Genomic DNA, 21,178 nt, shown 5'->3' with positions numbered 1-21,178 from the left:
GGGAAAGACGAGCTCGCAGTTTCTCACGCGCAGTTCCATGCAGCGCTCGATGATCCGTACTGCCCGATCGCACAGCGGCACGACATGCTCGCGATTGGCTTTCATCCGCTCCTTCGGGATGGTCCATAGCTTCTCATCGAGATCGAACTCATCGAAGACAGCATGGCGCACTTCGCCCGAGCGGGCCCCCGTCAGGATCGCAAACTCCAGCGCCAGCCTGCTGTAGCTTTCACGCTCGCGTAGCCGCGGAATGAAGTCCGGCACCTTGGCATAGGCCATGGCCGCGTAGTGGCCTTCCTTCTTCGGCTGGCGCGGCAGGCCCTTGGTGATCGCGCGCATGGGTGCCTCGCTGTCGCGGTATCCCGAGGCATAGGCCCAGTCGAGCACGGTCCCGATCCGCTGACGCACCCGGCGCGCCGTCTCAGGCTTTGCCAGCCAGATCTCGGCCAGCACATTGCGGATCATCGGCCCCGTGATGTCGTTGACCTGCACGTTGCCAAGATGGGGGAAGGCATAGGCCTCCAGCGTCCTGATCCATTGCTTCTCGTGTTTCTCGTTGCGCCATGTCGCGCGATGCTGGGCGAGTACCTTGGCGGCAGCTTCCCGGAATGTGGGAATGCCTTCCGCTTTCCGGCGCTCGAACAGCGGGTCCAGTCCCAGTTCGACCCAGGTTCGAACCTCGCGGGCCCGCTCACGTGCGACCGCCAGCGATATCTTCGATGCGCCTCCGAGACCGAAATCGCGGCGATTGCCGTTTTTCTGCACCCGGACCATCCAGCTCTTCGTGCCCGACGACTTCACCACGAGGTAAAGCCCATCGCCATCGCCTAATTTGCCGGGTCTCGAGGCGGCCTTTACCGCTGTTGCCGAAAGCTTACCCATGGCTGCAAATTCTCCCACATTTATTCCCACAAATCCAATCGGACACCGATGGATGAGCAAGGACAGTGTGGGACCCGAATCACCTGATAAGCCGCGCAAATGCTTGGCTTTTTCAGGTCATCGGCGGAAAATGAGGGAAAGGGTGGTGGCGGACAGGGTGGGATTCGAACCCACGGTGAGCGTGAACCCACGGCGGTTTTCAAGACCGCTGCCTTAAACCACTCGGCCACCTGTCCGTGAAAAGCGCCGCTAGCGCCTTCTTTGGCGCTTGTCACCTCTGCACTGCGGCTTGATCTGTCATCCATTGGTCGAATGATCGCATAGAGGCAATTCACACGCGGCTTTGCCTATGCCATGACCCCGGCCATGACGATCGTTACCCGCTTGACTGCCATCGCCGCGGCATTTGCCGCACTTCTGACGACCCAGACCGCTTTTGGGCAGGTCTATACGCAGGCCGGATTCGAAACCTATCTGGCCGAAGTTGCCAGCAGGGCAAGAGCACAGGGCGTATCCGATCGCGCCATCCAGCAGGGGCTGTCGGGATTGACGATCAACACGCGGGTCGTTGAACTCGACCGCCCGCAGGCGCCCGATCCGCCGGGATCGTCCTATCCGCCTTTCGCGCCCTATCGTGAGCGCCATGTCGACGCCGCGCGCATCAATGGCGGAAAGCGCACCTATGCGGCCAGCGCCTCGCTGCTACCGTCGATCGAGCAGCGATACGGCGTGCCGGGCGAGATCCTGATAGCGATCTGGGGGCACGAGACGAATTACGGAAGCTATACCGGCACTTTCGATACGATCCGTTCGCTGGCGACGCTGGCCTATGAAGGACGCAGGCGGGACCTGTTCGAGGCCGAACTGATCGCGGCGCTTAAGATGCTGGACCGCGGCGTGACGCGGCAGCAGCTGACGGGCAGCTGGGCCGGGGCCATCGGCAATCCGCAGTTCCTGCCCAGCGTGTGGCTGAGGGTGGCGCAGGACGGCGACAACAATGGCACGCGTGACATTTGGAACAGCCGTGCGGACACGCTGGCATCGATCGCGAATTACTTCGTGAACGCCGGATGGCGCCGCGGAGAGCCATGGGGCGTGCCTGCCTATGTGCCGGGCAATTTCAATCGATCGGGCAATGTCAGCCGGCTCAATGCCCCGCGCTGCGAACGGGTGTTCGAACGGCACGGTCAATGGAAGACCGTCGCCGAATGGAAGGCCCTGGGGATCAGGCCGCAGGGCCGGATCGCCGACGACACGTTCGCGTTCCTGTTCGAACCTGATGGGCCGGGGGCAACCGCCTATCTTCTGACCAGCAATTACCGGGTGATACTGGACTACAACTGTTCCAACTATTACGCACTTTCGGTAGGTCTTCTGGCAGACGCAATCCGCTGAACCGCGCGCTTTGCCGGCAGGAGCAGACATGAATTTTCGTATGGGACAGCGCCTCGTGGGCGCTTCGGCCGGCATTGCCCTGGCGTTTGCGCCCGCAATGCCCATGGCCCAGTCCGGTCGCGGCAATGCGGTGTCGGCGCAGACGCTCGATCCCGCGGCGCCTCCGATCCAGCAGGTGCCCATCGCGCTGATCATGGATGCCGAGGCAGGGACGGCCTTCTACGCCAAGGACGCCGACCGGCGCTTCATTCCAGCCTCGCTGACCAAGTTGATGACGGTGTACACCGCGTTCGAACTGCTGGAGCAGGGACGGCTGCGGCCTGAACAGCGCATGCCCGTATCCCCCCGCATCGCACGGGAGTGGAGCGGCAAGGGATCGACCATGTTCTCGGTCGCGAACACGTCCTTGTCGGTGGATACGCTGCTCAAGGCCATTTTGACGGTATCCGCCAACGACGGCTGCGTCATTCTGGCCGAAGGCGCTGCCGGCAGTATCGAGGGTTGGACGGCCCTGATGAATGCCAATGCCGAAAAGCTTGGCATGGACGACAGCCATTTCAACACGCCGAACGGCTGGATGGACGAGGGGCGTACCTATACCAGCGCGCGCGATCTGGCGACGCTGACGCGCGCCTTGCTGATGGAACATGGCGATCTCTATCGCCGCTATTTTGCCTTGCCCTCGTTCAGCTATAACAAGATCACGCAGAAAAACCGCAATCCGATCCTGGGCTATGTCGAGGGCGCGGACGGGCTGAAGACCGGTTTCACCAACGAGGCGGGCTATGGCTTCGTGGGATCGGCAGAGCGTGACGGAAGACGCCTGATCATGGTGCTGGGCGGCGCGGAATCGAGCAGTCAGCGCAAGCAGGTTGCCCGCGATTTCATCGAATGGGGCTTCGCCGCCTGGGACGCCCAGCGCATTTACGGCAAGGGCCAGCCGGTCGGTCAGGTCGACGTTCAGGGCGGCGCAAGCCGGCATGTCGCGGTGGCTCCCGCCGGTCCCGTGAACATCTCGGTCCCGCACGGCGAAAAGGGCGATGTTGACGTTATCATGCGCTATAACGGTCCCGTCGCCGCGCCGATCAGCAAGGGACAGCGCGTCGGCGAGCTTGTCGTAACGCGCGAAGGCCTGTCCCCGGCGCGCTTCGACCTCGTCGCGACCGAAGAGGTAGGCGAGGCGAATGCGATGCAGCGGCTTCGCAACGGTCTGCTGGGGCTGTTCGGGTGAGCGCACCGGCTTCGAGAGGGCGGTTTATTGCCTTCGAAGGCGGGGAGGGGGCCGGAAAGACGACCCAGTCGCGCTTGCTTGCCGATGCTCTCGAACGGCTTGGTATAGCGGCGCTGACGACGCGCGAACCGGGCGGAACGCCGGGTGCAGAGGCGCTTCGCGGTCTGCTTCTGGATCCCGAACTGGATTGGGGTGCGCGGGCCGAGGCACTGCTGTTTGCGGCAGCGCGTAGCGATCATGTCGAAAAGCTGATCGAACCGGCGCTGGCTGCCGGGCAATGGGTTATCTGTGACCGGTTCCTCGATTCCAGCCGTGCCTATCAGGGCGGGGCGGGCGGCGTTGATGACGATGATGTTCTTGCGCTTCATGCCATCGGCAGCGGCGGCCTGCTGCCCGACCTGACCATATTGATCGACCTTGCTCCTGCGGAATCCGCCAAACGCGCGAAGATCCGAGACGGAAACGCCTCGGACCGAATCGGCGCCAAGGACGAGGCCTATCATGCAGCAGTGCGCGAGCGGTTCGAACTGATTGCCACCGACGCCGCGAACCGGTTTGTTCGGATCGACGGATCGGGCGATCCGGGCGATGTGCATGCCCGGATCATGCAGGCCATCGTGCCGCTTGTGGAGGAAGCATGATCGAGGCATCGAGAATGCTCGGCCACGAGGCAGCTTGGGAAAGCTGGCGTGCGGCGATGCATGGGGAGCGCATGCATCATGCCTGGCTGCTTTCGGGCCGGCGGGGTCTTGGCAAGGCCAGCTTCGCGAAACAGGCCGCATCGGAAATGGTCGCGCAGCGGGGCGTGCCCCAGCCCGAAGTTGACGCGCATCCGGATATACTCGTGCTCGAAACCCTGCCTTCCAGCAGCGACGAGGAAAAGAAGCGGCAGGAAGGCAAGCCCTATACGCGCAAGCGCAGCATCAGCGTCGACCAGATCCGCGCCATGCAGCGCCGTTTGACGACCCGCCCGACCCTGGGCCCTCGCCGGGCAGTAATTATCGATTCTGCCGACGATCTCGAGAAGTCTGGCGTAAACGCCTTGCTCAAGAGCCTCGAAGAGCCGCCCGTTGGCACGATCTTTCTGCTCGTCGCGCATCGACCGGGAGGCTTGTTGCCGACGGTCCGGTCGCGCTGCCGCCAGCTGCGTTTCCATGGGCTGAGAGACAGCGATCTGGAGAGGATCCTGACGGAACACGAGCCCTCGCTGTCGCCTGACCTCATGAGCGCGGCCATCGAAGCCGCGCAAGGCTCACCCGGTGCCGCGCTTTCTTTCATCGATGACGAATTGGCCCCGATTGCGAAAGAGCTTCGCAGCATCATCGTGAATGGTGACACGGATTTCGCCCGGAGAGGTGCCTTGGCCGCCGCGATCGGAACGCGCCCGGATCGCGAGCGTCTGCTCGCCAGCGTGCGCCTTGCCCGCAATTTGTGTGCCGGACATGCGCGGCAAGCGCCCCGCGAGAAGCGTGCCGCGCTGATCGATGCCCACGACCGACTGCTCAACCTCGGCCGCGAAATTCCCTATGCGAATTTCGATCCCGGACTGACCGTCGTGGAAATTGGCGGGTTGCTGGCAGGCGCTGCGACACCTAAGGGTTAGCGAAAATCGCGAGCCCGCAAGGGCGGGTTTCGCGCGATCTATCCAGTTGAGAAAGTCAGGGGCCAAATGGCCGATCCTTATTACATCACGACCGCCATTCACTATCCGAATGGCAAGCCGCATATCGGCCACGCGTATGAGACCATCGCCGCCGATGTCATCGCCCGTTTCCAGCGTGCGTCGGGGCGCGAAGTCCGCTTCCAGACCGGAACCGACGAACATGGCCTGAAAATGGCGCAAAAGGCCCGTGAACTGCAAGTCACTCCGCGGGACCTTTGCGATGAAATGTCGACGCATTTCCGTGACTTGTTTGGACGTCTTGATATTTCATACGACAATTTCATTCGCACGACGGACTCTTCGCATCATCGCGCCAGCCAAGCTCTTTGGCAGGCGATGGAAACGAACGGCGACCTGTATCTTGACCGATACGAAGGATGGTATTCCATCCGCGACGAAGCCTATTACGACGAAAGCGAGCTGAGCGAGGGCGAGGGCGGCGTAAAGCTGTCGCCCCAGGGAACGCCCGTCGAGTGGACGGTCGAGGAAAGCTGGTTCTTCCGCCTGTCGAAATATGCCGAGCCGCTGCTGGCACTTTACCGCGACAACCCCGGTTTCATCCAACCCGACAGCCGCCGCAACGAAGTGATGCGCTTTGTCGAGGGCGGCCTCAGGGATTTGTCGGTGTCTCGCACCAGTTTCGATTGGGGCGTGAAGGTGCCCGGGGCCGACGAGCATGTGATGTACGTCTGGGTCGATGCGCTGACCAACTATCTCACCGGTCTGGGCTATCCGGATGAGACGCCTGATCTGGATAAATTCTGGCCTGCCGACCTTCATCTGATCGGCAAGGACATCGTGCGCTTTCACGCGGTGTACTGGCCGGCCTTTCTGATGAGCGCGGGCCTGCCCGTGCCAAAGCAGGTGTTCGGACACGGCTTCCTGCTGAACCGCGGGAAGAAGGAATCGAAGTCGCTCGGCAATGTGACCGATCCGGTGATGCTGATCGAGCAGTTCGGGGTCGATCCTTTGCGCTATTTCCTGATGCGCGAGATCGCGTTCGGACAGGACGGCAGCTATTCGCCCGAGGCTATCGTGACGCGTTCCAATGCAGAGCTGGCGAACAGCTTCGGCAATCTGGCGCAGCGTACATTATCCATGATATTTAAGAATCTGGATGGCGCTATTGATGCCGGAATACAGGAAAACGATGCCGATGCCGCATTGCTCGCCAATGTGCGCGAGGGTATCGCCGGATTGCGCACCGCCTTCGAAAAGCTGTCCTTCAGCGAAGGTCTCGAAGCCTGGATCAAGGCCGTTTTTGCCTGCAACGCCTATGTCGACGAAATGGCGCCGTGGGCGCTGCGCAAGACGGATCCGGATCGGATGGCGGTCGTACTCAACATCCTGTTCCGCTGCGTGCGCGATCTTGCCATCGCCGTTCGCCCGGTCGTCCCCGGTTCGATCGACAGGCTGCTCGACCAGATGGGTGTTCCAGACAGCGAGCGAGATTTTTCGGCGCTCGATGACCAGACATGGTTCGAACGTCTGGCCGAAAGCGGGTTCAAGGTGGACAAACCGGAAGGCGTGTTCCCAAGGGTCGAGCTTCCGCAAACGGAGGACGCCGTTTGATGCTCATCGATTCCCATTGTCATCTGAACTACAAGGGGCTGATCGAACGCCAGGCTGACGTGCTGGCACAAGCGCGTGCGCGCGGTATCGGTGGCTTCCTCAACATCTCGACCCGGCAGAGCGAATGGGGCGACGTGATCGCGACGGCCGAGCGGGAAGCCGATGTCTGGGCCAGCGTGGGCATCCATCCGCATGAGGCGGACAAACATGCCGATCTGAGCGCGGACCAACTGCTGGCGGCAACGGACCACGAGCGTGTGATCGCAATCGGCGAAACCGGGCTGGATTATTATTACGACCATTCGGATCGTGACGCCCAGCGCCGTCTTTTCCGCATGCATATCGATGTCGCTCGCAAAACGGGCTTGCCGGTCATCATCCATACGCGGGACGCAGAGGAAGACACGCTCGGTATCTTGAAGGACGAGATGGGGAAGGGGGCGTTTCCGGCCCTCATCCATTGCTTCACCGCGTCGCGTGAGTTCGGCGAACAGGTTCTGGAACTGGGCCTCACCATTTCCATTTCGGGTATCGTGACGTTCAAGAACGCGGCCGACTTGCAGGAAACCGTGAAGTCCGTCCCGGCAGACCGTTTGCTGGTGGAAACCGATGCGCCTTTTCTGGCGCCCGTCCCGCACCGGGGAAGCACATGCGAGCCGGCGTTTGTCGTGGATACGGCTGAATTCGTGGCGCGCCTCAGGGGTGTGAGAACGGAGCAATTGGCACAAACGACGACGGATAATTTCAAGCGCCTGTTCAGCAAGGCGGCGCTGTGAAGCTGACAATACTGGGATCGGGCACGTCGACCGGTGTTCCTCGCATCGGCAATGACTGGGGCGATTGCGACCCTGAGGAACCACGGAACAGGCGTAGCCGGGTTTCCGTCGCGATCGAGACCGATGACGGCCAGCGCATCCTGATCGATACGTCGCCCGATCTGCGGCAGCAATTGCTCTCCAACGACATAGACCGGATCGACGCGGTTTTCTGGACCCATGATCATGCCGATCATTGTCACGGAATCGACGATATGCGCGTCCTGCGATATGGTCGCGGCGGACCCATTCCGGGTTTCGCGAGCGAGGTGACGGTGCAGCGTCTGCGGCGCCGGTTCGACTATGTCTTCGCCGGCCAGTTCGGCTATCCCACGATTGTCAATCTTGAGCCACTGGACCGGTTGCGGATGATTTGCGGCTTGTCGGTTGCTTGGTGCGAAATGCCGCACGGACCGGTGAAGAGTACCGCATTTCGCTTCGATAGTTTCGATAAGTCAGTGGTTTATGCGACGGACTTCAGCGAAATAACGACGGACATGGTATCGCTGATGGATGGCTGTGACCTGCTGGTGGTTGATTGCCTCAGAAGGGATCCGCATCCGACGCATGCGCACCTGGGCATGGCGCTGGAACTGGCCGAACGGGTCAAAGCTGGCAAGGTCGTCCTGACGCATCTCGACAAGAGCATGGATTATCGAACGCTGGGTGAAGATTTGCCGCGCAATGTCGAGGTTGGCTACGACGGTATGCAGATAAGGCCATGACGACGCTGGCGCTCGTCTCGCTAATCAGCCTTCTTGGGTGGCTTGTGCTGATGATCGGTTCGTGGCGTTCGCACCGAGTCAGTCGCTCCGCGACAATCCGAATGGTGTTGATCTGGGTCGGCATATTTTTGGCGATCACGCTGGTGATGGGGCTGATTACGTCCTGATCGTCCACGGCCATGTCGCGAGTAATTTTACATAATATAGATTATCGTCCCTGAGGTTTTCGCATGTCCACGACCGAACCCGTCGCCCGCCTGCTCGCCATCATGGCGCGCCTTCGTGACCCGGTGAATGGATGCGAATGGGATGTCGCTCAAAACTTCTCATCGATTGCGCCCTATACGATCGAGGAAGCCTACGAAGTCGCCGACGCGATTGCGCGCAGCGACTTGGCCGATCTGCGGGACGAATTGGGCGACCTTCTTCTCCAGGTCGTTTTTCATGCACGAATGGCCGAGGAAGCCGGCGCGTTTGACTTTGCCGATGTCGCAGCGTCGATCGCCGACAAGATGGAGCGGCGTCATCCGCATATCTTCGCGGGCCAGCAAGCCGACGGAACCCAAACCATCAAGGCCAATTGGGAGCGGTTGAAGGCCGAGGAACGCGCCGAGAAGTCCCAGACAGGCGCGTTGGATGGCGTGGCACTGGCTTATCCTGCCCTGATGCGTGCCGAAAAACTGCAGAAACGTGCTGCCCGGGTCGGTTTCGATTGGCCGGACACGGTTGGCGCGGCGGATAAGTTGCACGAGGAAATAGCGGAGTTCGCCTCCGCCGACACCGAAGAAGAGCGGGTCGAGGAAGGCGGCGACCTGTTGTTCGCGGCGGTCAATTTCCTTCGCAAGAACGGCGTCTCGGCCGAGGAAGCGTTGCGCGTTGCCAATCTGAAGTTCGAGCGCCGCTTCGCCGGCATGGAAACCCTTGCCGCAAGCGAAGACCGCGAGTTTTCAGCGCTCGACCTGCAGGCACAGGACGAATTGTGGAACCGCGTCAAGGCCGGGGAAAAAGGCCGCGCAACCTAACTGTCGGTCAGTGACACGAAGCGACCGAATTCGCGGTCCTCGATGCGTACGGTCATACGGATCTGGGGCTCTTCGCCTTCGATCTCGTCCTTGATCTCTTCTTCGCTCAGCACTTCGCCATGGGCATGGAGCCAGGCAATTCGCTTGCCGTCATGACTGGGAAGCACGATGTCGTGCACGCGGGCATCGCGCGTCAGAATAGCGGCTATCGCGCGTTCCAGCGCGTCAGTTCCGAAACCGTCCAGCGCCGAAATGGGCACGACGGGCTCTTCCGAACGTTCCGCCTGCTCGGCCAACTCTTTCCGGCGCTCTCCCTCGATCGCATCCCACTTGTTCCACGCTTCGATCAGCGGGATATCGATGGCATCCTCTTCGCCGGTATTGATGTCCAGATCCTTGAGAATCTGGACGACTTCCGCCTTTTGCTCATCCGCCATCGCGCTCGACATGTCGCGTACATGGACGATGATGTCGGCGCCGGTCACTTCCTCCAGCGTGGCCCGGAACGCGGCCACCAGCTGGGTCGGGAGGTCCGAAATGAACCCGACCGTATCTGACAGGATCGCCTTCTCGACGCCGGGCAGGCCGATTGCGCGCATGGTGGGATCCAGCGTGGCGAAAAGCAAATCCTCCGCCATCACTTCGGCCCCTGTCAGGCGATTGAAAAGCGTCGATTTGCCGGCGTTCGTATAACCGACCAGCGCGACCACCGGCCAGGGCGCCCTTCCCCGGCGCGCCCTGTGAAGCGCACGCGTGCGGCGTACCTGTTCCAATTCGCGCCGCAGCCGCGCCATGCGGTCGCGGATCATCCGACGGTCGGCCTCGATCTGCGTTTCGCCCGGGCCGCCCAGGAAGCCAAAGCCGCCGCGCTGCCGTTCAAGGTGCGTCCAGCTGCGCACAAGACGGCCAGCCTGATAATCGAGATGCGCAAGCTCGACCTGCAACCGGCCTTCGGCCGTTGCCGCCCGTTCGCCAAAGATCTCGAGGATCAGGCCAGTCCGGTCGATCACCTTTCGCTTGAGCGAATCTTCCAGATTGCGTTGCTGGATCGCCGACAGCGCGCCATCGACGATCAGCAGCTCGGCGTCTTCCATCTCGCAGGCGGCGCGAATATTCTCGATCTGACCCGAACCGAACAGTGTGCCGGGGCGCACGTCGCGCACCGGGATTACAAAGCTGTCGACCACCTCGATCCCGATGGCGAGCGCCAGCCCCCTTCCCTCCTCGAGCCGGGCCGAGGGATCGGGAAGGTTCTCCTTGCGAATGTCAGGCAGCACGACGATGGCCCGCGCACCGCGTGTCACCTCGCCGCTTACATCGTCGTTACCGAAAATATCCTCGCCCAGGGGCGTTCTCCGTTATTCTTCGCCAGCCCAGTCGCCGCTCAGGTCGACATGGGTGATCGGCTGTACGGTCGAGATAGCATGTTTATAGGCCAGCTGCACATAGCCCTCGCGCTCAAGCAGCATGCAGAACAGATCATAGGCCGCAATTCGGCCCTGCAGCATCACGCCGTTGATCAGGAACATGGTGACCTGCGCGCCCGCGTCGCGGACCGATGCGAGGAACACGTCCTGCAACATGCGCTTGCCCTTTTGCTCGTCGCCCATTTCGAACATCGCGGCATCGACCGGCTGCGTTGGCATGATGGTGCTGATCGCATGCTTGTAGACAAGCTGGGTCTGGCCGTCACGGCGCAGCAGGATCGAGAAATTGTCGAACCAGGTCACGATGCCCTGCAGCTTCACGCCCTTTACCAGGAACATGGTGACCGGCGTCTTCTGCTTGCGCAGGTGATTGAGAAAGATGTCCTGAAGATTCTGCCCCTTGCCGGCGGCAGGCTTGGGAGTCGCAGCCTTTGCAGCCGACGCCTTCGCAGGCGCCTTGCGCGTGGTGGTCTTCTTGGGTGCAGCTTCGGTTTCGGCGGGTTCATCGACCCGTTCCGGCGCTGGCTCTTCCGCCTTTGTGCGGATGCTGAGCGTCTTTCCGGCCATTATTGGTCTCCTGTTGTTGGCACACGCGCTCCTCGTCGCGTGGCGTTCTGGCGCCTGCTAATGGCACCGATACCGGACGTTATATCACGCCGGTTTGAAGACTCCTACTAATTGCTGCAGTGCAGCGCAATCGTTTAGCGATGCTTTGCTATGATCTGGTAGCAACGCGCTCAGGCAGGTTCGTCGCGCTTTTCCGAAAGGCCCAGCGTCTTCAGCTTGCGGTGCAAGGCCGACCGCTCCATCCCGATAAAGGAGGCCGTGCGCGAAATATTGCCGGAAAACCGGCGGATCTGGACTCGCAAATACTCCCGCTCAAACTGTTCGCGCGCCTCGCGAAGCGGGATTCCCATCATCGCGGTGATGCCGGCGCTGTCGCCCGTCGATTCCTGTGTGATCTCCGCCGGAAGCATGTCCGCCTCGATCGTGGTCAGCCGCTCGCGCGGAGCGAGAATCAAGGTGCGTTCCACCACATTACGCAGCTGACGCACGTTCCCCGGCCATTCATAGCTTTGCAGGACGGCTACCGCCTCATCGCTGATCTCGGGCGGGGAATAGCCCTGACTGCGGGCATAGCGCGCGAAGAAATGGTTCGCGAGAACGGGAATATCGCCGCGCCTCTCCGCCAGTCCCGGCACGCCGACCGGCACGACGTTCAGCCGATAATACAGATCCTCGCGAAAGCGGCGATCGGCAATCGCTTCGGACAGATCCTGCGAGCTGGAGGAAGCCACCCTGACATCGACGCGGATCTGGCGGTTGCCGCCGACACGAACGAAGGCCTGGTCCGTCAGGACACGCAATATACGCGCCTGAGTCGATTCCGGCATGTCGGCCACTTCGTCGAGATACAGCGTGCCGCCATCGGCCATCTCAAGCAGGCCCGCACGCACGAGCCGGCCGCCCGATTCCTCGCCGAACAATTCCTGTTCGAACCGCTCGGGCGTGATCCGGGCCGAATTGACGGTGACGAAAGGCTTTTCCGCCCGGGCGCTCCAGTGATGGAGGAGCCGCGCCGCCATCTCCTTGCCCGCGCCCGCGGGACCGGTGATGAGAACGCGGCTTCCCGTATTGGCAACGCGCTTCAGGGTCGCACGAACGGCGTTGATCGCAGCAGAGTTGCCGTTGAATTCCTCGAAACCCGCTCCGCCGTCATTGCGCAACTGCGCGTTTTCGCGGCGCAGGCGTTCGGTTTCTGTGGCCCGTTCGACCATCAGGAGCAGGCGCTCCGCCTCGAACGGCTTTTCGATGAAATCCACGGCGCCGCGACTGATGGCCGAGACGGCGGTGTCGATATTGCCATGGCCCGAGAACACGATCACCGGCAGGTCGGGCTCGCGCTGCTTCACCGCGTCGAGCACTTCGAGCCCGTCCATCGGTGAGCCATGGAGCCAGACGTCTAGCAGAACCAGCGACGGCCGCCTTTCGTCGATCGCCCGCAGTGCGGCTGTGCTGTCGCCGGCCGTGCGGCATTCGTATCCTTCGTCGGAAAGCACGCCTGCGACAAGTTCGCGGATGTCCCGCTCATCGTCCACGATCAAGATATCGAGTGCCATCAGAGCCAGTCCTGCCTTTTTTGATTCATATGCTTCATTCTGCCGCCTGCTGCCCCTTGTCTTCCGCGGCATCGACCGATCTTGCGCCCGCTTCCTCGGCCAGGGGATCGCGGGCGAAACGCATGCGCACGGTCGTGCCGCCATCCGGCGCCGGATCGAAACCGATATGACCGCCGTGTTCGCCCAGGATCTTCTGCACGATCGCCAGCCCCAGCCCGGTCCCTTTTTCGCGTGTGGTCATATAGGGTTCGACGATGCGTTCGCCCTGTTGGGGCAAACCGCTGCCGTTATCGGTGACCGTGATCGTCACCCCGTCGCGATCGGGCTGAAGCGCGACTTCGATATGACCGCGATAGGACTCGCCCTCGGCAAGCTTGCGTGCCTCTATGGCCTCTGCAGCGTTCTTGAGCACATTGGTCATTGCCTGCCCCACCTGATGGCGGTCGCAGTCAATCCCCGTGTCGCCGGGTTCGGCATGAAAGCGATAGCCGATGCCGGGATGGCCGACTTCCTGCAGGAACATCGATTGCCGCACGAGGTCGGAAATATCTTCGCGCCGGAAGCTGGGCTTGGGCATCCGCGCAAAACTAGAGAACTCGTCGACCATCTTGCGCAGGTCGCCGACCTGCCGGATGATCGTCTGCGTCAACTCGTCGAACAGCTCGCCATCAGTCTCGATCTGGCGGCGATAGCGCCGGTTGAGCCGTTCGGTCGCCAGCTGGATGGGCGTCAGCGGGTTCTTGATTTCATGCGCGATACGCCGCGCCACATCCGACCAGGCCGCACGCCGCTGGTCGAGCAGCTGGCGCGTGATGTCTTCGAATGTCAGCACATGGCCATGCGTGGTCCGCGCCCGCTTCACGGCCATGGTTCGCATGTCCCCGCCGCGCGGAAGCTGCACGATGCCGCTGCCCTTTCCATCCTCAACCAATGCGGCAAGCCCCGGCGCGATCTCCTTGAGTGATCGACCGATCGGTGAATCCTCCCCTTCCCCGACCAGCAGCGTCTGCGCCGATCCATTGATCAGCAGGACACGTCCCTTGGTGTCGATGGACACGATACCGGCCGTCGCTGAATCGAGGACGGCCTCGATAAAGGCGCGGCGTTCGTGCAATTGCTCATTGGCCGACAACAGCGCTGCGGTCTGCCGTTCGATCTGCGAGGTCATGCGGTTGAAGGCGCGATTGAGCAGGCCGATTTCGTCGGACCCCGTGCGCCCGCTGACACGACTGGAGAAATTGCCCGCACCCACATCGCGCGCCGCATCGACCAGCTCGGCCAGCGGCCCCACCTGCCTGTCGGCAAAACGCAGCGCGAACCACACCGCCAGTCCGACCAGCGCCAGCGACACCACGAGCAGCGCGATGTTGAACCGCAATTGCAGCGACCGGACATTGTCGGTCAGCACGTCGTAATTGGCGAGCACGCTTTGCGCGCGCTGCCACTGGCTGAGCGCTAGCGGATCGGATTCGCGCGAGGTATAGAGGAAGATGCCCGCCCCAAGGTCGAGAGGTGCAATCGCTTCGGTTCGCTCGGCAACGGCAGTAACCTCGACACGCGAACCGGCGGCGAGCTTGTCAAAAATCTCGGGTTCGATGTTCGAGGGACCGAAATCGCTTTCGGGATCGACGATGGCCGCGGTTCGCACGGTTCCGTCGCTGTCCCGCTCGACGATGGCCGAACTGTCGAACTCGCGCAGGATGACCTGTCTTGTATAGGCCTCGGCGAACTCGGGGCTCGTGATCGGCGCTCGGTCGAGATAGAACCGAATATCGTCCGCCATGGCGATCGCATTGTCGCCGATGTCGCGGAAATTCTGCTCGTAATAACCGCGCGCCAGCTCGTTCGCATCCTCCAGCAAACCGCGGGACCGGTCGGAGAACCAGAACTCGACGCCGGACTGGAACAGGAAGGACGCAAAGACCACGACCAGCAATGTCGGAACCGCCGCCAGCAGCGAGAAAAAGAAGACGAGGCGGACATGCATGCGCCCGGTCGACCCGGTAAGCCGCCTTGCCCTGCGCAAGGCAAGGCGCCGGCCAATCAGGACCATGAGGCCCATGCCCGGAACCAGCGTCACGACCAGCAGCGTTGTTGTGGTGGCCGTTGGCAACAGGGCACCCTGCGACCGCCCGTCAAGCGTCAGCCATCCGAACACGATGGTCGCGACAATCGCGGCAACACACGCAATTTCGAGAATGGCGAACCCGTTGGATCGATGCCAAAGAATGTTGACCCGGCGCAAAAGTCGCTGCCAGTCGCGACCCGCCGATCCGGTAGCGAATAGCCGCTCAGCCCCATTTTCGGTGGCGGCATCGGGAGGCGATGCAGACAGGGGGCGGTCGGGCTTCATCGTTGCGGGAATACAACAGGGCTGTTGCCCAAACTCAAGAGGGCATTGCCGCTGCGTGGATAAATGATCGCGAAAACGCGACGAACCGCTGCCACGCGATGTTCAGGCCGTTTTCAGTCGCCTGCGCGCTGGGTGAATTGTTCCGGATCGATGTGCAATTCATCCAGCCGCTTGCGCAAGGTGTTGCGGTTGATCCCCAACATTCGTGCTGCGCGAAGCTGGTTCCCGCCTGTCGTGTCCAGCATATGCGACAGCAAGGGGCGCTCGAACGCCGCGATGGCCTTGGCATAGATCTGCCCAGGTTCGGGCGCATTGGCGGCAAGCCAGCGGGCAAGCGCGCTGTCGAGATCGTTGGCCCCGCCTGCCCCCTCGCCCACCGGGCGCGGCGATGCGGGCGCAGCAGTCGCCGTCTCGTCCGCCAGCAGCAGTTGCACGGCGGCCCGGTCCACGATCTCCTCGCGCGCAAGCAGGGCCAGCCGATAGATGAAGTTCTTCAATTCGCGCACGTTTCCGCGCCACGGTTGAACCCGCAACAAGGCGGCAGCTTCGCGGCTGAGATTGCGGCGCGGCAACCCCTCTCGCGCGGCCTGAGCCAGAAAATGGTGCGCCAGCGAATCGACATCGTCGCCACGCTCGCGCAGCGGAGGAAGCTGGATAGGCACGACATTGAGCCGATAATAGAGGTCCTCGCGAAACCGTCCGGTTTCGATCAGCGGGGCAAGGTCCTTGTTGGTCGCCGCAACGATGCGGGCATCGATGGGCACCTCCTCGCGCCCGCCGACCCGCAGGATCGTGCCCGACTGAAGCGCGCGAAGCAGGCGGGTCTGCGCCTGCATCGGCATGTCGCCGATCTCGTCCAGAAACAGCGTACCGCCGCGCGCCTGCTCGAATTTGCCGACGTGCCGAGCGAAGGCTCCGGTGAAGGCGCCCTTTTCATGGCCGAACAGTTCGGATTCGATCAGATCGGCGGGAATCGCCGCGGTGTTCACGGCAACGAATGGTCCGCGCGAACGCTGGCCCAGCTTGTGGATCGCTTCGGCGACCAGTTCTTTGCCCGTGCCGGATTCACCGAGGATCAGGACGGTCAGATCGTTCCGCAGCACGCGGGTGATCATGCGATAGACCGCCTGCATCGCACTCGACCGCCCGACGAGTGGCAAGGCAGGATCGCCTTCCTCAAGCGGCTTCGCCTCTGCCTCGGCATTGCCGATGGCTGCCGTAACGGCGCGGACGAGTTCATCAAGGTCGAAAGGCTTGGGGAGATATTCGAAGGCGCCGGTGTCGCTCGCCCTTACGGCTGTATCCAGCGTGTTCTGCGCGGACACGACGATGACGGGCAGGTCGGGCTGACACTGCCGCACATCGTCGAGTGTCTCGATCCCGTCGCCATCCTTGAGCATTACGTCGGTGATCAGGGCCGCATAATTCTCGGTAGCCAGCAAGCGGTCACGTTCTGCGATCGTGTCGCAGCGGATCACCTTCAGACCTTCTTCTTCAAGCGCTGTGGTGATGACCAGCGCGATCGAGATATCGTCCTCGACCAGCAGAACGGGCGCGGTCATGTCAGCGCTTCCTCTGCCCGGTCGCCGAGCCCCGCGTCCCGGCGCGATTCGGCCATGGGAAAGCGTACGCGGAAATGGGTCAGACCGCGCAATTCGTCGCGCTCATGATGGATACGCCCGTTCATGTCTCGCACCAGCTTGCGCACAAGAGCCAGTCCCAGGCCTTGGCCCTGCTTTTTCGAAGAGACGAAGGGTTCGAAAATATGGTCGCGCAACTCGGGGTCGACGCCCGGACCATTGTCGGTCACGCAAATCTCGATCGGCAGGCGGATCGGCTGCGCGTTACCGGCCTGGCGAAGCATGATCCCGCTGGCAAAGCGCGTGTGCAGTGTAATCTCGGGAGACTCCTGTGCCGAACACGCCTCGGCCGCATTGGTCAGTAGGTTTAGTAGCACCTGCAGAAGCGAATCCGAATTCACCAGCACCATAGGCAGCGAAGGATCGAAATCCTCGCGAATACGGATCCGGTCATGGCCGCCCGCTTCCAGAACGGCCCGCGCGCGCCGGATGGCCACATGCAGGTTCAGCGGCGTTGCCGGAGCGGCGGAACGGCTCGACAAGGTCTGCATCTGGTCGATCAACGCAGCGATCCTGTCCACTTCCTCTGCGATCAGCGTGGTAAGAGCGCGATCCGAAGGCTTTGCCTTGCGGCCCAGCAACTGTGCGGCGCCCCGAATGCCGGCCAGCGGGTTCTTGATTTCATGAGCGAGTATCTCGGGCGCCCTGAGACCGGATTCCTCGTGACCGGCAAGCCCCGATTCCTCGAAACCCTCGACCTCGGCGGCTTCCATCAGGGTGAGCGTCTGCCAGCCTTCCCACCCGGCGATCGGTGAGGCGATGACATTCACGCGGCGCGCGCTTTCCTTGCCGATCCGCGCGGTCATGTCCCGCGCGTTGATCTGGACATCCCCGTCCTCCAGCATGGGCATCAGACGTGCTTCGCCAAAATCGACGAGCGTCTTCAGCGGCTTGCCCACCAGCCGCCGCGCGCTTTGGCCGAAAAGATGCTCGCCCGCGGAGTTGACGGCAGCGACGCGCAGGCCCGGCCTCAGCATGATGACGGCATAGGGTAGGCTGGCGATCAACCGGGCGTGATCGGGAGATGGCCTGACCGCTTCGCTGATCGCGCCCCCGATCGTCACGCGGCGACGGCCTTCGGTCCGGAATCGAACAGCGGCAAATAGAATTCACGCAAGGCGGCCAGCACATCGTCGGCATCGTCGATGAAATTCACCTTGTTGCGAAATTCCGCCGATCCCTTCAGCCCCTTGGTGTACCAACCCAGGTGCTTGCGCGCCATCTTGACCCCCGTATCGCCGCCGTAATGGTCCAGCATGGCGCGATAATGCTCGGTCACCAACGCATATTGATCGGGAAGCGAGGGATCCGGACGCACGTCGCGGCCTTCCAGCCAGTCCATAACCTGTCCAAGCAGCCACGGCCGTCCATAGGCACCGCGGCCGATCATCAGCCCGTCCGCTCCGCTCTGCTGAAGCGCGGTGGCCGCGTCTTCGATGCTGCAAATGTCGCCATTGACGATGACGGGGATCGACACCGCGTCCTTCACCTTGCGCACGAAGGCCCAGTCGGCGCTGCCCTTGTACATCTGGTTGCGCGTGCGGCCGTGCACCGTCACCATGGCCGCGCCAAGGTCCTGCGCGATACGGGCCAGTTCGGGCGCGTTGAGAGAGGCATGATCCCAGCCCATCCGCATCTTGACCGTGACAGGAACCGAAACCGCCTTGATCGTTTCGGCCATCAGCTTTGACGCGAGCGGAATGTCGCGCATCAGGGCCGATCCGGCGAAACCGTTGGTCACCTTGCGAACCGGGCAGCCGAAATTGATGTCGATGATCGCCGCGCCGCGATCCTCGTTCAGGCGGGCCGCCTCTCCCATCGAGACCGGGTCGCAGCCCACAAGCTGCATCGACACGGGATCCTCGCTGGGGTGCCATTCGGCCTTCTGGATGGACTGGCGCGTTTCGCGGATCATCGCCTGGCTGGCGATCATCTCGGTCACGTTCAGGCCCGATCCGAACCGGCGGACGAGCGTGCGGAACGGCATGTCGGTCACGCCGGTCATCGGCGCGAGGACGACGGGCGTGGCCACGGTCACCGGTCCGATGCGGATCGGCGCGAGCCTTGGCGCGGGCGGAAGGGTCGTATCTGCGTTCATGGTCTGCCTAAAAATTAAGCAGAGCGCATAGTCGATTGCTCAATCCCCATCAAGCCTGTAGCGGGACGCGCGATGGCGGACCATGCTGATCGATCAGGTACCGAAACTGCGGCAGGCGATGTCGCAGGCATTATCGTCGCGGCAGGCAGCGGGTCGCGGGCGGGCATGGGCACTCCAAAGCAATATGCCTCCTATGGCCGCACAACGGTTCTCGGGCATGCTGTCGAGCGATTTCGCAGCGCGATTACCGGACCGATCCTCGTCGTCATTCCGGGCGGGGACGAAGGGCAGGCCCGCAGCGCCATTGGCGACTGCGACGGCGTATCCTTTGTCACAGGCGGCGCGACGCGGCAGGAATCGGTGCGGGCTGGCCTCGAACGCCTGGCCTCGGCGCCGTGTCCGCCCGGGATTGTGCTGATCCACGATGCGGCCCGTCCCGACCTGCCCCGCGAAGTTGCAGAGCGGCTGATCGCGGCGCTGCGGGATATTCCGGGCGCCATTCCCGTTCTACCTGTTGTGGACAGCATGGTCGAAGCCAGCGGAAACATCATGGCCGCGCCCGCCAGGCGTGAAAACCTCAGGCGCGTTCAAACGCCGCAGGCCTTTCGCTTTGCTGACATTCTTGCGGCCCACCGCGACTGGCAAGGCGATCCGATTGCCGGAGACGACGCGCAGGTGCTGCGAAAGGCAGGTCTCGAAATCGCATTGGTGGACGGCGATGCAAGGCTCGCCAAGCTGACTTTCAGAGAGGATTTCGCCATGAACGCCGCGCCCCCGCCATCATTTAGAGTCGGGAGCGGATATGACGTGCATTGCCTGGTCCCGGGCGATCATATCTGGCTGTGCGGGATCAGGATCGACCACGACAAGGGCCTGTCGGGCCACAGCGATGCCGATGTCGCTCTCCATGCACTGACCGATGCGATTCTCGGCGCGATTGCGGCGGGGGACATCGGCGATCATTTCCCGCCAAGCGATCCGCAGTGGAAGGGCGCGGCCTCTCATATATTTCTATCGCACGCCGCTTCACTGGCGGCGCGCGAGGGCTATGCAATCGCGAACTGCGACCTGACCATCATCTGCGAAGCACCCAAGGTCGGCCCGCACCGCGAAGCGATGCGCGCAAGACTGGCCGAACTGCTTGCTGTTGACATGAGTGTCATTTCGGTCAAGGCGACCACCACCGAGCGTCTGGGCTTTACCGGTCGCGGCGAAGGCATCGCCGCGCAGGCGCAGATTTTGCTGACGAGGACCGCATGACGGCCTCGACCACCCCCCCACTTTTCGGAAATGACATGGACAGCAACCTCCCCAAGGAACTGACCGATCTCGCGGCGAAAGTCGTGGCGGCACACATGGACGCAGGCACCACGATTGCCGTGGCCGAAAGCTGCACCGGCGGGCTTGTCTGTTCGGCGCTGACGGAAATCCCGGGCTCGTCCAAAGTGCTCGATCGGGGATTCGTAACCTATTCCAATCAGGCCAAGATGGAAGAGCTCGCCGTCCCGAGCGACTTGATCGAAACCTTCGGAGCGGTTTCGGTCGCGGTTGCCTGGTCGATGGCGACGGGCGCGATCAAAAGTTCCGATGCAGATGTCGCCGTCGCGATCACCGGTATCGCGGGCCCCGACGGCGGCACCGATCTGAAGCCTGTCGGCACCGTGGTCTTCGCACGCGCAAAGCGCGACCGCGACGAAGGTGAAGAGCCTTCAGCGGAGCTGAGGCATTTCGAATGCACGGGCCGCGCGCACGTCCGCCTTCAGGCGGCGCTGTGCGCGCTGGAATTATTGCTGCCGTAAAGGTCCTGAGCGCGCGTTTCGAATGCGCCGACCATCTTGCGAAATGCACGGTCGAGGTACTGGCCGGCCAGCGCCTCGAACACCCTGTTGCGGAAGGTGAATTCGACGCAGAAATGGATGCGGCACCGCCCCTCGTCCAGCGGTTCGAACCGCCAGATGTTCTCAAGGTTGGATAGCGGGCCATCGACATATTCGACGACGATCCTGTCGGGCCGATGCTTGTGAACTTTGGACGTGAAGCGTTCGCGCAGGGCCTTGAAGCCCACCATCATGTCCGCGACCATCTCCGTCTCGCTGTCCGATCGCACGCGGGTGGCGACGACCCAGGGCAGGAACTGCGGGTAGCTGGCGACATCGGCGACAAGATCGAACATCTGTTCGGCGGAATAGTCGAGTTCGCGCGTTTCGCGAATGCTTGGCATCGATCGGATCCGGC

The 21,178-nt window shown here is 62.3% G+C and carries 20 protein-coding genes and 1 tRNA gene; 11 read left to right on the top strand and 10 right to left on the bottom strand.

The features are described 5' to 3' along the window. Together AC4FIJ_RS12385 and AC4FIJ_RS12380 are read right to left on the bottom strand one after the other, a co-directional pair. Positions 1–882 (bottom strand): tyrosine-type recombinase/integrase (locus tag AC4FIJ_RS12385; RefSeq protein WP_490337030.1); only part of this gene is annotated, 882 nt, incomplete at its 3' end. 146 nt (positions 883–1,028) lie between these two features. After that, positions 1,029–1,118, bottom strand: a tRNA-Ser gene (locus tag AC4FIJ_RS12380). 130 nt (positions 1,119–1,248) lie between these two features. On the opposite strand from AC4FIJ_RS12380, the gene AC4FIJ_RS12375 reads away from it, so the two are divergent. From AC4FIJ_RS12375 to mazG, 9 genes are all read left to right on the top strand, one after another. Then, a complete protein-coding gene (locus tag AC4FIJ_RS12375; protein WP_490337029.1) occupies positions 1,249–2,277 on the top strand; it encodes a lytic murein transglycosylase in 1,029 nt (342 codons plus the stop codon). Positions 2,278–2,305: 28 nt separating this feature from the next. Further along, positions 2,306–3,508, top strand: a complete 1,203-nt coding sequence (locus AC4FIJ_RS12370) for a D-alanyl-D-alanine carboxypeptidase family protein (RefSeq protein ID WP_490337028.1) — start codon at positions 2,306–2,308, stop codon at positions 3,506–3,508. After that, a complete protein-coding gene (gene tmk / locus AC4FIJ_RS12365) occupies positions 3,505–4,149 on the top strand; it encodes a dTMP kinase (RefSeq protein ID WP_490337027.1) in 645 nt (214 codons plus the stop codon). The genes AC4FIJ_RS12370 and tmk overlap by 4 nt, the downstream gene beginning before the upstream one ends. Then, complete coding sequence (locus AC4FIJ_RS12360) at positions 4,146–5,111, top strand: AAA family ATPase (protein WP_490337026.1); 966 nt, start codon at positions 4,146–4,148, stop codon at positions 5,109–5,111. Before tmk ends, AC4FIJ_RS12360 begins: the two co-directional genes overlap by 4 nt. A 66-nt stretch (positions 5,112–5,177) precedes the next feature. Continuing rightward, positions 5,178–6,743: a methionine--tRNA ligase gene (gene metG / locus AC4FIJ_RS12355; protein WP_490337025.1), complete on the top strand. Its 1,566-nt coding sequence runs from the start codon at positions 5,178–5,180 to the stop codon at positions 6,741–6,743. Beyond that, a complete protein-coding gene (locus AC4FIJ_RS12350) occupies positions 6,743–7,519 on the top strand; it encodes a TatD family hydrolase (protein WP_490337033.1) in 777 nt (258 codons plus the stop codon). The genes metG and AC4FIJ_RS12350 overlap by 1 nt, the downstream gene beginning before the upstream one ends. Continuing rightward, on the top strand, positions 7,516–8,283 hold the full coding sequence (locus tag AC4FIJ_RS12345; protein WP_490337024.1) for an MBL fold metallo-hydrolase: 768 nt from the start codon (positions 7,516–7,518) through the stop codon (positions 8,281–8,283). The genes AC4FIJ_RS12350 and AC4FIJ_RS12345 overlap by 4 nt, the downstream gene beginning before the upstream one ends. Next, positions 8,280–8,450, top strand: coding sequence for a hypothetical protein (locus AC4FIJ_RS12340; protein WP_490337023.1), 171 nt, complete (start codon positions 8,280–8,282; stop codon positions 8,448–8,450). The genes AC4FIJ_RS12345 and AC4FIJ_RS12340 overlap by 4 nt, the downstream gene beginning before the upstream one ends. Before the next feature lie 63 nt (positions 8,451–8,513). Next, complete coding sequence (gene mazG, locus AC4FIJ_RS12335) at positions 8,514–9,305, top strand: nucleoside triphosphate pyrophosphohydrolase (protein ID WP_490337022.1); 792 nt, start codon at positions 8,514–8,516, stop codon at positions 9,303–9,305. Here the strand turns inward: mazG and hflX are convergent. The 7 genes from hflX to dusB form a co-directional block, all read right to left on the bottom strand. Then, a complete protein-coding gene (hflX, locus tag AC4FIJ_RS12330) occupies positions 9,302–10,609 on the bottom strand; it encodes a GTPase HflX (protein ID WP_490337021.1) in 1,308 nt (435 codons plus the stop codon). The genes mazG and hflX overlap by 4 nt on opposite strands. 54 nt (positions 10,610–10,663) lie before the next feature. Continuing rightward, a complete protein-coding gene (gene hfq / locus AC4FIJ_RS12325; RefSeq protein WP_490337020.1) occupies positions 10,664–11,299 on the bottom strand; it encodes an RNA chaperone Hfq in 636 nt (211 codons plus the stop codon). Positions 11,300–11,469: 170 nt separating this feature from the next. Next, complete coding sequence (gene ntrX / locus AC4FIJ_RS12320; protein WP_490337019.1) at positions 11,470–12,852, bottom strand: nitrogen assimilation response regulator NtrX; 1,383 nt, start codon at positions 12,850–12,852, stop codon at positions 11,470–11,472. Between the two features lie 34 nt (positions 12,853–12,886). Then, positions 12,887–15,205: a sensor histidine kinase gene (locus AC4FIJ_RS12315; protein ID WP_490337018.1), complete on the bottom strand. Its 2,319-nt coding sequence runs from the start codon at positions 15,203–15,205 to the stop codon at positions 12,887–12,889. 113 nt (positions 15,206–15,318) lie between these two features. Beyond that, on the bottom strand, positions 15,319–16,767 hold the full coding sequence (locus AC4FIJ_RS12310) for a sigma 54-interacting transcriptional regulator (protein ID WP_490337017.1): 1,449 nt from the start codon (positions 16,765–16,767) through the stop codon (positions 15,319–15,321). Next, the gene (locus tag AC4FIJ_RS12305; protein WP_490337016.1) at positions 16,764–17,909 is read right to left on the bottom strand and encodes a two-component system sensor histidine kinase NtrB; all 1,146 of its coding nucleotides are present in this window, start codon (positions 17,907–17,909) and stop codon (positions 16,764–16,766) included. The genes AC4FIJ_RS12310 and AC4FIJ_RS12305 overlap by 4 nt, the downstream gene beginning before the upstream one ends. After that, positions 17,906–18,943, bottom strand: a complete 1,038-nt coding sequence (gene dusB / locus AC4FIJ_RS12300; protein ID WP_490337015.1) for a tRNA dihydrouridine synthase DusB — start codon at positions 18,941–18,943, stop codon at positions 17,906–17,908. The genes AC4FIJ_RS12305 and dusB overlap by 4 nt, the downstream gene beginning before the upstream one ends. Positions 18,944–19,015: 72 nt before the next feature. Between dusB and AC4FIJ_RS12295 the strand changes: the two genes are divergently transcribed. Both AC4FIJ_RS12295 and AC4FIJ_RS12290 read left to right on the top strand, forming a co-directional pair. Beyond that, complete coding sequence (locus AC4FIJ_RS12295) at positions 19,016–20,203, top strand: bifunctional 2-C-methyl-D-erythritol 4-phosphate cytidylyltransferase/2-C-methyl-D-erythritol 2,4-cyclodiphosphate synthase (RefSeq protein ID WP_490337014.1); 1,188 nt, start codon at positions 19,016–19,018, stop codon at positions 20,201–20,203. 35 nt (positions 20,204–20,238) lie between these two features. Next, on the top strand, positions 20,239–20,742 hold the full coding sequence (locus AC4FIJ_RS12290; RefSeq protein ID WP_490337013.1) for a CinA family protein: 504 nt from the start codon (positions 20,239–20,241) through the stop codon (positions 20,740–20,742). On the opposite strand, the gene AC4FIJ_RS12285 is transcribed toward AC4FIJ_RS12290, so the two are convergent. Beyond that, on the bottom strand, positions 20,703–21,164 hold the full coding sequence (locus AC4FIJ_RS12285; protein WP_490337012.1) for a type II toxin-antitoxin system RatA family toxin: 462 nt from the start codon (positions 21,162–21,164) through the stop codon (positions 20,703–20,705). The two genes, AC4FIJ_RS12290 and AC4FIJ_RS12285, sit on opposite strands and share 40 nt — an antisense overlap. Between the last annotated feature and the right edge of the window lie 14 nt (positions 21,165–21,178).

This window comes from Croceicoccus sp. (assembly GCF_983967925.1).
The sequence above is the reverse complement of the archived record's forward strand: the minus strand, read 5'-3'. Positions and strand labels throughout refer to the sequence as shown.

What these genes read in the sequence shown, in the direction of transcription:
- AC4FIJ_RS12370 (WP_490337028.1), top strand. Translation starts at nt 2,306, where the DNA reads ATGAATTTTCGTATGGGACAGCGCCTCGTGGGCGCTTCGGCCGGCATT.
- dusB (WP_490337015.1), bottom strand. Translation starts at nt 18,943, where the DNA reads ATGAACGCAGATACGACCCTTCCGCCCGCGCCAAGGCTCGCGCCGATC.
- AC4FIJ_RS12285 (WP_490337012.1), bottom strand. Translation starts at nt 21,164, where the DNA reads ATGCCAAGCATTCGCGAAACGCGCGAACTCGACTATTCCGCCGAACAG.
- metG (WP_490337025.1), top strand. Translation starts at nt 5,178, where the DNA reads ATGGCCGATCCTTATTACATCACGACCGCCATTCACTATCCGAATGGC.
- mazG (WP_490337022.1), top strand. Translation starts at nt 8,514, where the DNA reads ATGTCCACGACCGAACCCGTCGCCCGCCTGCTCGCCATCATGGCGCGC.
- AC4FIJ_RS12310 (WP_490337017.1), bottom strand. Translation starts at nt 16,767, where the DNA reads ATGACCGCGCCCGTTCTGCTGGTCGAGGACGATATCTCGATCGCGCTG.
- AC4FIJ_RS12290 (WP_490337013.1), top strand. Translation starts at nt 20,239, where the DNA reads ATGGACAGCAACCTCCCCAAGGAACTGACCGATCTCGCGGCGAAAGTC.
- AC4FIJ_RS12360 (WP_490337026.1), top strand. Translation starts at nt 4,146, where the DNA reads ATGATCGAGGCATCGAGAATGCTCGGCCACGAGGCAGCTTGGGAAAGC.
- AC4FIJ_RS12295 (WP_490337014.1), top strand. Translation starts at nt 19,016, where the DNA reads ATGGCGGACCATGCTGATCGATCAGGTACCGAAACTGCGGCAGGCGAT.
- AC4FIJ_RS12375 (WP_490337029.1), top strand. Translation starts at nt 1,249, where the DNA reads ATGACGATCGTTACCCGCTTGACTGCCATCGCCGCGGCATTTGCCGCA.
- ntrX (WP_490337019.1), bottom strand. Translation starts at nt 12,852, where the DNA reads ATGGCACTCGATATCTTGATCGTGGACGATGAGCGGGACATCCGCGAA.
- AC4FIJ_RS12340 (WP_490337023.1), top strand. Translation starts at nt 8,280, where the DNA reads ATGACGACGCTGGCGCTCGTCTCGCTAATCAGCCTTCTTGGGTGGCTT.
- hfq (WP_490337020.1), bottom strand. Translation starts at nt 11,299, where the DNA reads ATGGCCGGAAAGACGCTCAGCATCCGCACAAAGGCGGAAGAGCCAGCG.
- AC4FIJ_RS12315 (WP_490337018.1), bottom strand. Translation starts at nt 15,205, where the DNA reads ATGAAGCCCGACCGCCCCCTGTCTGCATCGCCTCCCGATGCCGCCACC.
- AC4FIJ_RS12350 (WP_490337033.1), top strand. Translation starts at nt 6,743, where the DNA reads ATGCTCATCGATTCCCATTGTCATCTGAACTACAAGGGGCTGATCGAA.